General features: G+C 50.6%; 16 protein-coding genes and 1 riboswitch. Of the genes, 8 read left to right on the forward strand and 8 right to left on the reverse strand.

Features of this window, described 5'->3' with window-relative positions; genetic code table 11:
- Positions 1-21 precede the first annotated feature (21 nt).
- The 4 genes from AYW79_RS01490 to AYW79_RS01505 all read left to right on the forward strand — a co-directional run bounded on the left by AYW79_RS01490 (position 22) and on the right by AYW79_RS01505 (position 3026).
- The gene (locus AYW79_RS01490) at positions 22-663 is read left to right on the forward strand and encodes an FMN-binding protein (protein ID WP_156481786.1); all 642 of its coding nucleotides are present in this window, start codon (positions 22-24) and stop codon (positions 661-663) included.
- Positions 664-676: 13 nt separating this feature from the next.
- Positions 677-1597, forward strand: a complete 921-nt coding sequence (locus AYW79_RS01495; RefSeq protein WP_067560813.1) for an FAD:protein FMN transferase — start codon at positions 677-679, stop codon at positions 1595-1597.
- On the forward strand, positions 1594-2478 hold the full coding sequence (locus tag AYW79_RS01500) for an RnfABCDGE type electron transport complex subunit D (protein WP_067560815.1): 885 nt from the start codon (positions 1594-1596) through the stop codon (positions 2476-2478). The genes AYW79_RS01495 and AYW79_RS01500 overlap by 4 nt, the downstream gene beginning before the upstream one ends.
- 101 nt (positions 2479-2579) lie before the next feature.
- Positions 2580-3026 (forward strand): OsmC family protein, encoded by a 447-nt coding sequence (locus AYW79_RS01505; protein ID WP_179123179.1) that lies wholly within the window; start codon positions 2580-2582, stop codon positions 3024-3026.
- 54 nt (positions 3027-3080) lie between these two features.
- Here the strand turns inward: AYW79_RS01505 and AYW79_RS01510 are convergent, their stop codons facing one another.
- From AYW79_RS01510 to AYW79_RS01525, 4 genes are all read right to left on the reverse strand, one after another.
- Positions 3081-3977 (reverse strand): TasA family protein, encoded by an 897-nt coding sequence (locus tag AYW79_RS01510; RefSeq protein ID WP_231877771.1) that lies wholly within the window; start codon positions 3975-3977, stop codon positions 3081-3083.
- A gap of 93 nt (positions 3978-4070) precedes the next feature.
- Positions 4071-4685 carry a TasA family protein gene (locus tag AYW79_RS01515; RefSeq protein ID WP_067560820.1) on the reverse strand — a complete coding sequence of 205 codons (615 nt, stop codon included), beginning with the start codon at positions 4683-4685 and terminating at the stop codon, positions 4071-4073.
- Positions 4686-4805: 120 nt separating this feature from the next.
- Positions 4806-5381: a signal peptidase I gene (locus AYW79_RS01520; protein ID WP_067560822.1), complete on the reverse strand. Its 576-nt coding sequence runs from the start codon at positions 5379-5381 to the stop codon at positions 4806-4808.
- A gap of 27 nt (positions 5382-5408) precedes the next feature.
- Complete coding sequence (locus tag AYW79_RS01525) at positions 5409-6161, reverse strand: hypothetical protein (RefSeq protein WP_067560824.1); 753 nt, start codon at positions 6159-6161, stop codon at positions 5409-5411.
- A 298-nt stretch (positions 6162-6459) separates the two neighbouring features.
- A riboswitch (cyclic di-GMP riboswitch) is annotated at positions 6460-6552 on the forward strand.
- Positions 6553-6587: 35 nt separating this feature from the next.
- Between AYW79_RS01525 and AYW79_RS01530 the strand changes: the two genes are divergently transcribed.
- Together AYW79_RS01530 and AYW79_RS01535 are read left to right on the forward strand one after the other, a co-directional pair.
- A complete protein-coding gene (locus tag AYW79_RS01530; protein WP_067560825.1) occupies positions 6588-6773 on the forward strand; it encodes an anti-repressor SinI family protein in 186 nt (61 codons plus the stop codon).
- A 69-nt stretch (positions 6774-6842) separates the two neighbouring features.
- On the forward strand, positions 6843-7172 hold the full coding sequence (locus AYW79_RS01535; RefSeq protein ID WP_067560827.1) for a helix-turn-helix domain-containing protein: 330 nt from the start codon (positions 6843-6845) through the stop codon (positions 7170-7172).
- 101 nt (positions 7173-7273) lie between these two features.
- Here the strand turns inward: AYW79_RS01535 and tatC are convergent, their stop codons facing one another.
- The 3 genes from tatC to AYW79_RS01550 all read right to left on the reverse strand — a co-directional run bounded on the left by tatC (position 7274) and on the right by AYW79_RS01550 (position 9150).
- On the reverse strand, positions 7274-8065 hold the full coding sequence (gene tatC / locus AYW79_RS01540; RefSeq protein ID WP_067560829.1) for a twin-arginine translocase subunit TatC: 792 nt from the start codon (positions 8063-8065) through the stop codon (positions 7274-7276).
- Positions 8062-8310: a twin-arginine translocase TatA/TatE family subunit gene (locus AYW79_RS01545; protein WP_067560831.1), complete on the reverse strand. Its 249-nt coding sequence runs from the start codon at positions 8308-8310 to the stop codon at positions 8062-8064. The genes tatC and AYW79_RS01545 overlap by 4 nt, the downstream gene beginning before the upstream one ends.
- A gap of 78 nt (positions 8311-8388) precedes the next feature.
- Positions 8389-9150 carry a ferritin-like domain-containing protein gene (locus AYW79_RS01550; RefSeq protein WP_067560833.1) on the reverse strand — a complete coding sequence of 254 codons (762 nt, stop codon included), beginning with the start codon at positions 9148-9150 and terminating at the stop codon, positions 8389-8391.
- Positions 9151-9276: 126 nt separating this feature from the next.
- Between AYW79_RS01550 and AYW79_RS01555 the strand changes: the two genes are divergently transcribed.
- Together AYW79_RS01555 and AYW79_RS01560 are read left to right on the forward strand one after the other, a co-directional pair.
- Positions 9277-9852, forward strand: coding sequence for an RNA polymerase sigma factor (locus AYW79_RS01555; protein ID WP_067560835.1), 576 nt, complete (start codon positions 9277-9279; stop codon positions 9850-9852).
- On the forward strand, positions 9849-10655 hold the full coding sequence (locus tag AYW79_RS01560) for an anti-sigma factor (protein ID WP_067560836.1): 807 nt from the start codon (positions 9849-9851) through the stop codon (positions 10653-10655). Before AYW79_RS01555 ends, AYW79_RS01560 begins: the two co-directional genes overlap by 4 nt.
- 262 nt (positions 10656-10917) lie before the next feature.
- Here the strand turns inward: AYW79_RS01560 and AYW79_RS01565 are convergent, their stop codons facing one another.
- Positions 10918-11871, reverse strand: a complete 954-nt coding sequence (locus tag AYW79_RS01565; protein WP_067560838.1) for a DMT family transporter — start codon at positions 11869-11871, stop codon at positions 10918-10920.
- Positions 11872-12072 lie beyond the last annotated feature (201 nt).

Genomic DNA, 12072 nt, shown 5'->3' on the forward strand with positions numbered 1-12072 from the left:
AACTTGGGAGGTTGTTTTAACTTGGCGAAAATAGGAAAACGCCTGATGAGTGTTTTTGGAATGGCCGTTACGGCTGTGTATGCCGCAGGGTACATTTACACCATGCCTTCAGCGCAGGCGAATACGAGTAGTATCCCCGGTTTGAATCCGACGACACCAACCCCGTCACAATCTACACCTGGTGCGGCCGCCAAAGCGTATAACAGCAAACCGCAATCTTCTACAAAAAAATCTTCGTCATCCCACCATGCGACGTCAACGACCGCGAGCAAGAAGTCAACGCCGACGCATCACGCACCATCGACGGCCGCGTCGACAAGCAGTACCGCTAAAAAAGGGAACACAAAATCTTCAACATCAACCAACACCGCAAAAAAACCAGCTGCGAAGGCAGCTCAATACAAAGACGGCGTGTTTACAGGCGTTGCGAGCAATCCGTATGGCGGACTCTCGCTTGCGGTCACGATTGCTCACGGGAAAATTGCAGCGGTCAAGATCACGTCGTATACCATGCACTATCCCCAATCGGTGATTGATCCTCAGCTCCCACAAGAGGCTGTTCAGATGCAGACGTGGAGAATCTATATTGTATCAGGCGCCACAGCGAGTACGTACAACTTTGCGGAGGCAATGTACCAGGCCCTGAATAAAGCCAAGGCTTGAGGAGTGCGTAAAGATGGTGTCCCAACATAGTGAAGAAACTCGCCTGCTCTTGGGAACGGTCGTTTCGATTCATCTCGTTGGATCGACTACGATAAAAGACCGTGAGCAGGCACTCGAACGCGCGTTTTCTGCGATGCGTTTTGTCGAGGAAACCTGCAGTCGATTTGATGAAACAAGCGCGTTGCGCGAACTCTGCCGTCACCCTGGGGTGTGGATGACGGTGCCGGACATCCTGTTTGAGTCGGTGCGTGTTGCGCTTGAAATGAGTGAACTCACGGCTGGACGGTTTGACCCGACGATTGGCGGGACGCTTGTAAGACACGGATTTACTAGACACTACGCGACAGGGGAACAGGTGCATGTTGCGGATGACGCGATGGACGAGACGGTAACATACCGTGATCTCGAACTTGATGAGACGATGCGCGCCATTCGCCTGCGAAAGCCACTCCTGCTTGACTTGGGTGCGGTTGCTAAAGGGCTTGCCGTGGATTTGGCGGCGCGTGAACTGAATGATTTTTCAGGGTTTGCGATTGATGCGGGGGGAGACGTTTACGTGCATGGCGTCGATCCGCAGGGGGATCTCTGGACGATAGGCATTCAGCACCCAACGGTCAAAGGGGAACAAATCGCGTGGCTAAAAACAACGGATGTCGCAGTTTGCACGTCGGGAAGCTATGAGCGGCGCAGCCCGCTCGATCCGGAGATTCATCACATTGTGGATCCGGGACGCGGAGTTTCTGAATCGAGTCTGCTGAGTTGCACGGTCATTGCGCCACTTGCCATGCTGGCGGATGCGGTGTCAACCGCCGCATTCTTACTCGGGGCAGAGCGAGCGCAGGAGTTTGTGGATGACGTTGAGCTTGCAGGCCTGTTTATCAGTGACACGCTTGAGATCACGATGACCGAATCTGCGAGGGGGTATATGAAATGAGTGAAATAGAACGCGAGAGGCGTGCGCCACAGCCTTCATTTGAGCGATTTATAAAGACGCCAAAAGGTACCGTGATGGCGATTTTAGTGGGGATGACGATGATCGCGGCGCTTCGTCCGCAGGATCACTTTGGACTCGTCAACGCGCTCGTCGCTGCACTGACAGGCGTAGTGGTGGATGGCGCCGTCGCACTTATCATGAAACGCGGGAAATGGTTCTCAGACGGCGGGATCATTACAGGTTTGATCGTCGCGGATGTTCTCAGCCAGACGACGCCACTCCCCTGGATCGTCGCGATTACGGCGATTGCGCTGCTTTCGAAGCATCTCTTGAAAATGGGGCGCAAACCACTGTTCAATCCGGCGGCGTTTGGTCTCCTCATCGCAACGTTTATCCTCCAATCAGGACAGAGTTGGTGGGGAAGTCTCGCGCTGATGCCTACGTGGCTCACGTTTGTGGTCATCATCGCGGGAATCTTTATGACGATTCGCGTCAATAAGTTTCCGCAGGTTGCGGCGTACTTGGGAACGTACTTTGGGTTGCTCTTTATCATGGCGATCTTTCATCTCGGATTGCCGAATGATACACCGGCTGACGCCTTGCGTGTGCCGTTTGTAAACACAGCGCTGTTTTTAGCGTTTTTTATGGTGACCGATCCGCCGACATCCCCTGCGTCGTATGGACAACAGGTGGTCTTTGGCGTCGTGACGGCCGTGGTGGGAACGATCATTTTTGCGACGGTTGGAGGCCTGGCGTATCCGCTGATTGGGTTGCTTGTTGCGAATGTGTGGAAGGCGATCTGGAGTTTGCGCAGTAGCCGTCAAAAAGATGCCAGTCGCGCAAAGGGTCGCGCGTATGCACCGCAAGCGTCGAACTCTTAATGGGATTTGATTGAAAATCAAAGGTTATTTCCATTTGCTCGCAACCTAGGTTCGTGGGCGGTATACTCGGAAGAGAGCATTTGATGGAGGCGGATCATAGCATGGCGGATTTGACGTTTAAGGCGGATCTAAAATGGCGCGGCGTTGGTAAAGAAGGGGAAGGCGCGGCGACGATTGCTAAAGACATCACGGTTCGCTATTCAGCGCCGAGTGAGATGGGTGGTAAAGGGGTCGGGACGAGTCCAGAGGAGCTGCTGATTGCGGCGGTCGCGGCATGCTATAGTGGAACCCTTTTTCGTATGCTGCAAAAACGCGGGCTCGCGGTGAATGATTTGCAGATTCGCGCAGTCGGTACGGTGACGGGATATCCGCTGAATGGAAAATTTGCGAAGCTCACCGTAAATCCGAGGATCTACGGTGGGGACACTTCACAGCGTGTCGACTATCAACAGGTCGCCGAGGCGGCGCGCGACGCGTGCTTTATCGGGAAGGCGATCATCGGGAATGTCGAGTATCTTGTGGGGGATGTAACATTTGCAGATGAGTGAAAAAGCAGAAAGAAGCGTCCGAGCCGATCGGATGCTTCTTTCTGCTTTTGTGGATTACAAACCGATGGGGTTGTTGCGCGTCTGCACCCAATTCGTTCCGAAGTTGAAGTAGACAGATTTCCCCTGCATCGAGTTTGGGTCAATTCCTGAACCTGTAGGTGGTCTTAGGTCGAAACCAACTGTGAAGGCAAGTAACGTTGATTGGCCTGGGTGAATTACATCATTGAACGTATTGACATTGTACGGTGACTGATTGACAAAATTTGAGGTTTGATCATTGAACATTTGCGTTACAGCGACCGAATCAGTACTCACCGTCTGCCCATTCGATACCGCAGTAAGATTGTTGATGCTGTGAAGTAGACCGTTGTTCACTGCGGTCAAAAGTTGCTGCCCTGTGTAGCCCATTCCTCCGTACATTTGATAGAAATGGTTCACCGCATCAAGGCATTCTTCGATTTGGGTGGATGTTTCTTGATTGGACCATTGGTCGTCGTTTCCGGTCGCTGTAGAAACAGGAACGAGCTCCCATACGGTCACGTTGGATTGATTGGAGAAAGTAGCATCGTTTTGAAGATTAACTTGATTTGCCGAAGGATTTGAAGCGGTTAATCCATTGGCATCTACGGGTGTGGCTGCAATGGAGGATAGTCTTGCGGTCAATGTTCCTGTGTTTTCAAGAAACAGGCCGCGTGTGTGTTTATCGCCAGGAGCCCACAGCCCTGTGGGAACAACCCCCGCCTGAGGCGACGTAGTACTTGTGTAGAACATGGGCCCAGTTTGCGGAATGTCATCGCGCTCAGGGGTGACATTCAATGTTCCGGCTGTGAACGTGTTGGTTGTATTTTGTGAACTGCTTGTGAAGAGTGCGAACGTTCCGCCTCCGACAAGCGTACTGAGCGTAAGAATCCCTGCTACAGATAGAAGCGGTATCTTCGTCGAGAGTTTCAACATCCTACCTCCTTGGGAAATGGCTGCGGTTTAAAAAAGGTGGTGTTTTCACACCACCTTGAATGGAATCGACGTTATGAAGCGGATGACTGATTAGCTCCAGCTTTGAGGTCCGACAGCGCCTGTGTAAGGGTAAGAAACTGGGTTCTTACTGCTGTCGATCGAGTTGTTCCGCGCTTGAATGGCTTCGACGGTGATCGTTGCAGAACCGGTCTGACCTTGGTAGAAGTTGTTTGCGGCAAGCGGCAATGAATAGTTGATCGCGATGGTCGTACTGGAGCCTGGCGCAAGTAAATAGCCAGTATCTCCAGCCGTCATGTTGGCATTAGGTGTCAAAACAAGCGGCTGATCATTGGCTGCGGTGTTTGTGATACCGTTCATGTCTGTGGTCGTTGCGTCAAAAATACCGCCAGTCGTTACAATTCCCGTAGAAGGAATGACGACCCACTCAGAAAGTGATCCCGTGTTGTGTACGGTCAGGTTGACGATTCCCGAATCTCCGGGCGCCATGTTCTGGAAGTTGTAGGATGTCGACGTGAATGCGGGTTGGTTGCCATTTGATGCATCCACGTTGACCGTGCCAGCCGCGAACGTGTTGTCTGTGTTCGTTGCGCTTGATGTGAACAACGCGAACGATCCGCCCGCCAACATTGCTGCACCTACTGCGGATGATGCCATTGCCAAAGCTACTTTTGATGCGATTGCCATTTGAATTTCCTCCCTAGATCCCCTATTGGGTTATGTTTGTTTCAAACTTCTCGCGGTATTGGATGGATAAGTCCATGCATAGCCCGTCGAGAAGGTCTCAACCGAATGGAAGCAATGCTTTCACACTTCGGATTTAGTGGGGGCTACTTCTTTTGCCCGCAGCTCTTTCCGAAGCGAACGCGTGAGACTGACCATTTGAGAGATGATCAGGAGTGCCCCTGGAATGATCAGTGTGAGCGCCATTCCAAGCTTTGTTTTTACAAATTCGAGGTAGTAACCGACATAGGGAACGGTAAAGTTGTCATACTGCGCAACCACGTTTTGGGATGGAACAAGGAAGAAATCGGCGACTTTGTTTGCGTCGCCTTTCGTGTGAAACAAGAGCTGGTTACCGCGATGAATCACCTGAATGATGCGGTGCGTAATCAGCATATTTTGGGTGTATGGTGCTTTGAATGTAATCATTTCGCCGACTTTTAACGTGGCTGGGTTTATGTGTGGCGTGTCAAATATGACGGAACCGACTTGAAATGTAGGCACCATTGAGCCGGAGAGGACGACGTACATCTCGTGTCCAAAAATCGTCGGCGGTCCACCAGCGATGCGACTGGAAACACCTAAGTAGAGTATCAGCGCAAAAAATGCGAGAAGGAGATAGGTGACCACTCTGCCTGCCCATTTCAGTGTTGCTTTCATTCGCTTGATCGCCTTCCTCTTCATCATCTAGTTGGAACTCGGTTTGTTGTATACATCGCTCACGACACTCGCAGGTGCTTGTGGCGCGTCGCTGCCTGCGTGATTCGTAGTGGCTTTTGCATCAGGTTGATCGGATTTTTTGTCATGTTTCACAAACGATGCGACAACACTTGTGCATGTCTGCATGTCATCTTGCATACGACTGAGATAGGAGGTGGCCGTGGACAAGGCGGTTTGTCCCCACGAAGCAACGCGTGCGAAAGATTCGATCACTGGTTGCGTATCTTTTTGTGCAATGGCGTTTTGATAATTCGTCTCATCTGTCGCCGCAGCTTGCGAAATGATCTCGAATGTGGCGTTTGCGTTTTGGATGAGTGACGCTTCCTGTGAAACCATCCCGTTAAGATGCGAGAGAATCTTTTCTTGATCCGTTTTCTTTTTCTCGTCCTCTTTATCTGAACGAATCCCTGCCCGATGGCTGATCCGCTGTGTGAGCGAGTCAGACTGCTGTGCATCGCCTGCCAGTTGCCCGACCAATTGCGCATACCACGACGGAAAGTGATCGGCAGATTGGAAGACGGCTGTCATTTGCTTTGACGATGTGAGCAGCGCCTCGGTGTTTCTCACAAACAGGTCTGAGCTTATCGCCGAAGCGGGTGTGAGCATCGCCGCCAGAACGAGAAGTGTGCGATACGGTTTTTTTTGACGGTTCACACGCATGGCACGACTCCGTTCTTTTCGCGATAAAAAGTGGTTTTGCGAATTTGTCACATCACTCAAGACTGTATCGCCTCGCCGGTTGTTCTTTAAAACGAACGTTTATGTGTTCATTATAACGAACGATCGTAGTGTGTCAAGAGATTGATATAAAGATTTTCCACGATATTTTCATCTTCATTCATTAGTGACGAAACTGTGCGGATATAATTTCGACGGAGAACGACATATGATCATAAGAAGAAAGTTTGGCGCATAGAATGATCGTCGACGCCGTCGATTGCTCACGAAAAACGTCGGAATTGCGTGGAAATATTCCCTTGTCGGCATAGGAGATAGCGTTTACGATATACATAGCACGAACCCGAAATCGCAAACCCGTTTGAAATGCGGGGACGCAAAGTCTCAGTTCTAAGGCTGACCTCAAATCGGCTATGAAGGCTGGACCGCAGAAGGTTCCTATCGATTCGGTGGGAGGCAAAGGTCTTCATGTCAAATGCTGAGCTGATTCAGTCTGAAGGCGTTGATGTCGGGTGGATTTCTTTAATGAAGGAAGCGAAGACACTTGGACTGAGCCTTGAAGAGGTACGCATCTTTCTTTACAGTAAAAGAGATGTGGTGTATGATTCTTCTTTAAGAACAACAGATACAATCGATCTTAATCAAGAACGATAATCGTTCGCTGATGAGATATGTATAGGGGATTTGCGTTAGGGTTTTGCGATGAATGTAAGGAGGATCACCATGATCGGAGAAAGGATTCGTTCGCTTCGCATAGAGAGGAATCTCTCGCTCTCCGAATTGGCCGAACGAGCGGATATCGCAAAGTCCTACTTGAGTGCAATCGAAAGAAATATTCAGCACAACCCTTCGATTCAAGTGATTGAGAAATTGGCAAACGTCTTTGAACTGCCGATTCAACAGTTATTGCCGGACGAGACGATCAACGCGTTTGGCGAACTCGATTCCGAATGGCTGCAATTGGCCAAAGAAGCGGCAGACTCAGGAATTAGCAAAGAAGAGTTCAGTCAGTTTCTGGAGTATCAAAAATGGCGGTTGCAGCAGCCGAAGTGAACGGTGCCGGCGAAGTGAATTAGGAAGGGAAAATTTCATGACCATTCGATGATAATGCGCGAATGGTATTTTTTTGCGAAGAAAACGAGCTGCCCAGGGGATTAGAGGGCAGATCGTTTTCCATTTCCCTTTTTAAGGGTCTGTTCGGTGTGAAGGGTTTCCTCGCGGTTTCTGCGACGGCGTTCGTTTCCTTTGAGCGTAATCCGGGATACGGCGATGCTAACTTCATACAGGATGATCATCGGCACGGCGACGCTGAGATGTGACACAATTTCTGGCGGACTGATGATCGATGCGACGACAATAATCATCATGTAGGCGTATTTTCGCAGTCCGTGCAACCGTGCGGGCGTCAAGATCCCAAGTTGCGTGAGAAACATGACAACAACTGGCATTTCAAAAATGAGACCGAATGGCAACAGGATGTTTACCATAAAGGAAAAGTAATTCTGAGCGGTGATCATCACGACAAAGTTTTGGCTTGCGAGTGTCATGAGAAAGTGCAAAAGAATTGGAAAGACAATGCGATAGGAAAACAAGACGCCGATGACAAACATGATGAACACGAGCGGGATAAGCTGTAGAGCAATCTTGCGTTCATGGGATTCCAGGGCAGGCTTTAAAAAAAGCCAGAGTTGAAAGAGCAAGAAGGGCAGAGTTACGCCGAGAGCGCTGAATCCGGCGATCATAAAGTAAATGTGAATCACATCGCCTGGCCCCAAAATCGCCAGGCGAATCCCTCCAATCGGGAGTGTGAGGGTGTGGTAGATGCGTGTGACAAACGTCAGGGATGCGGCAAACGCAGTCAACAGTGCGATCAATGAGATTATGAGACGCTTGCGAAGTTCCCCCAGGTGTTCCTGCCAGCGTTTTACCTCAATCGCTGAATTCATGACACGTGGTCGACCGGCGTGGTTTTTTGAAGGAGGTCCAACCCCGCGACCGGTTTTACGTCATCGAGCGGAATAGGGTTGCTCGGCGTGGCAAGATCGCTTGTCAATTCTTTTGTCGCCGATTTGAATTCTTTGAGCGTTTTTCCGACCGCTTTGCCGAGTTCAGGAAGTTTTGATGGACCAAAGAAAATTAGCGCAAAAATACCGATCAAGAGAATTCCGGGTAAACCAATGTTTGAAAACACAGGACAACACTCCTTGGCTTGATTTTTTAGGTGAGACGGGGTGTGATCAGACGTATCACACCCCGCAACGGCGGTTTATTATCCGTTTTGATTCTGGAACATCGTCAGTGTTTTTGTGGTGTTTGGATCCCACCCGCTGTTGCTCCCGACAGCCGCCTGCACCTGCGCTTTGCTTGGCATGGAAAGCGGGCCTGTTGTGCCACCTGCAAACTGGTTGGGGAGAACGAACGGCGCGAGCCCCTTGGCGATGGCAGCGACGGATGTGCCACCCGCTTCTTCAAGGTAGAAATCATTCGGGACATTCAATCCGGCGATCTGGTGACCCATCACGCGATGTTCGCACTCGACGCCGAGGATCTCGCCTGCGAGTTGTGCGAGCGCAGGTTGTTTGAGCGGGCCTCCGAATTGGTAAATCGCCGCAAGGTATGCTTTGATAAAGGTGACCTCGAGCGCCTGTAGGAGATTGAGATAGCTTTTGCTGTCCTTAAAGGTGTCAGCGGGAAAGTAGAAGGATGTATACGGGGACTTTGCGCCTGCCCCTTGCAACAATTCAACGTGATAGAACTCAGCGCCGAGTGCACCTTGAAGATACGGTTTGTTGCCGGCGTTTACGACGGACCCTATGGGAGAATGAAGTCCCGTATAGTAGAATGTAGTCGCGAGACGCTCTGCAGTGAGTGCCGCGCCGATGATGCTTGCGACAGTGTCTTCGCTCGTGGCGGCAAATGCGCTCGCATCGACGCCCGCGAGTCCGCCGAGTGCGACGGTGGCGCTGAGTAGTCCGACGTTTTTGATAAACTGTCTGCGCGTGGTTCCTTGCTGATTTTGTTCCTGATTCAATTTGATCACCTCGTTGTTTTTTGTGTTTCACCCCCTAATACGTGAGCTCGCAAAAGCTGGATCACTCACATCGAAATTTTTTTGCATTTTTTTTTTGAACAATAGCGAAACGCGGTGATTGGATACGTGTCGGAGTTGCAGTCGGATGAGTTTTTATTAGAAGGCATTGCTCGCCGGGAACAGGCGGCGCTGGAAACGTTCTATGATCGCCATGAGCGAATGGTCTTCAGCTTTGCCCTGCGCTGTGTGGCTGACCGTTCTCTCGCGGAAGAAGTCGTGCAGGATGTTTTCACTCGATTGTGGCGATCTGCGGAACGGTATGATGGACAGAAAGCCAAAGTGTCGACGTGGCTTCTGACGATTACGCGTAGAATCGCGATCGATCATCACCGCAAATCCATGCGAAACGTTCCAGTGCAAAGCGACGTGGATGACAGGTTGCAGCAGTTGGAAGAGTCAGACCCAGGTCCACCTGAGCAAGTTGAGGCGAATGAAATGAAGGATCTCGTGCGATCTGCGTTAAATCGCTTGCCGAATGATCAACGTGAGGCGATTGAACGTATGTATTATCAAGGTCAGACGCAAAAAGAGATTGCGGAAGCGATTCGCGTGCCACTCGGCACGGTAAAAGGAAGGATTCGCCTCGGTCTGGCGCGATTGCGCGAACAGATCGACGTCCACGGATGGGGGGATACAACATGATTGAACAGGAGACGTTGTGTTCTCTGCGCGAGATGTACGTTCTTGGGGGATTATCTGAAAAGGAGCAAGGCGCGTTCGAACGCCATCTTTTGACGTGTTCTTCGTGCCAAGTCGAGGTGCGCTCGCTGCGCGAGGTAGAGGCGTGGCTCCTCGAAGACTATGCATCGATTGATCCGCCGAGTGGGATGAAAGAGCGCGTGCTCCATCACGTATTTGCTGACACGGTGGATAGTGCATGGGAAAAGGCTGTTCCTTTTGTGGACGTTTCAAAAGAGAAGCGAAGCGATCTTATACAAGCGTCCCCCCGCCTTAAAACGGTGCGCAGCGGATTGATGTATCGCAAAGTTTCCGCGTGGCAATCGCTTTTGGCATCCGCCGCGATCGCCGTAATTGCGGTCTTTGTCACGCTGCAGAGCGTGCGCGCGCCGATTTCGCCGTCACTGCCGATGCTTGGGCGTGTACAACAGTCGCTCACACTAAAATCGACATCCTTTATTCCGCTGGCACAAGCGCGCGTCATGATCACGCAGATGGGCTCGCAAAAACAGCTCTACATTTCACTTTCTCATCTGGCGCCTGTGACAGGAACAGAGGCATACCAAGTGTGGCTTGTGCAACCGCGCGGGCGTGGGCTCGCGGTTCACTCGTTAGGCGTATTTTTGCCAATGAAAAATGGATCGGCAGCTTTTGCCAGTACGATTCCGACGGGGAACTACTCCATGATCGCCATTACCCTTGAACCGCGAACCATCAATAAAACACCACAGGGGCCTAAAGTTTTGATGGGCACCGCGAACGTCTAATGAATTCGTCACTACCATAAAAGCGCGTTTCTCACACGTGGTTGTGTGAGAAACGCGCTTTTTCATGTCTGGGTTGAGGAGCGTTTCAACATGTCAATAAGGCGATGTCAGACGGCCGTCATAAGAAGGAACGCGGCCATACCGATAAAGAGACTGGCCATGGTGCCATTCTTGCGAAAGAATTCGAACATGTAAGCATCTCCTTAAGGGTTTTTGATTGTCACATCCTATATATAGTTTCGACACAAATCGTTCATAACCTTCAAGGGCTTGAAATTTTTTTTGACGGGTTGGATAAGCTGTGTAGAACCATGCCGAGAACGACAAAACAAAGACCGATTGAATCCCAAAGTGTAAGGAGGGTACCTGGAAGAAGCCACTTCTCTCCGAGAACGGTGAAAAAAACTTCACCAGCCTGGGTAGCTTCTACGGAAGCCAGATGTTTAGGATTTTCACGCGCCGAATCAGTGGCAGAAAAAAAGAGAACGGTGGCAATGACCCCTGAAGATACGGCGACGATGAGCGCTTGTGCCACTTGCGCGCCTGATGGTGGACCCGTATGTACCCACTGGATCAGCGCGAGTACAAGCCATAATGGAAGGCTGGCAATCGTCATACCGAGTGTGCGCTGATACGCGTTTAGCCTTCCCTCACACGCCATCATCATCTTTCGATTTCCGAGTGGATAGGCAAAGGATGCGATCAAGACGGGTATAAATCCTCGCAGGAGTTCGACCATAGAGACGTGGCCAGCCTGAGAGAAGGTCATAACGGCAACGCCAAACACGATCCATAGCGACAGCCCGATTTCTTTATATGTGATGGTATTGTGATCAACCCCTAGTTGAAGAGTGTTGTGCTTGTGTCTGTTTGTCAAAAGGGAAAGCAACGGCCCTACGATCACCGTGATTTGCCATGTGCCTGCCACAAGCCACGCCGGACTATACACAGAAGCGTAGCAGAGGGGGACATAAAAGAGGCCAAACCCGAGATGGCTCCATAGAAGCCACGTTCCGGGATGGCTTTTCATCTCATCAACAAGAGGGCGCACCTGCCGCTTGGCGGCGACGAGCAAGACGAGAAGGGGAAGCATGAAGAGATAGCGAAGCGATGCGCTCCACAGGTAACTTCCTCCCTGGAGATTGATCCAGCGATTGAGCACAAATGTGAACGCAAAAAAGAAAGAAGCGAGAATGCCTAATCCGATGGCCTTCATAAAAAACTCCCCGTTTACTCCTGGTGCATTGCGGAATGTTTTAAATCATACGATTCTCTCGGTGATTTGTGATGTGATCTTTCAAGAACATTATAAGTAAAGAGGGTTTCGATTGCTGTGGAGTGTAGTGCAAGCTCAGAAATGAGTAATTTAATGTATGCTATACTTAGATGATCAAGTGAGGGTTTCCGCTTATAACGA

The sequence above is a fragment of the Ferroacidibacillus organovorans genome (assembly GCF_001642725.1).
Lineage (GTDB): Bacteria > Bacillota > Bacilli > Alicyclobacillales > SLC66 > Ferroacidibacillus > Ferroacidibacillus organovorans.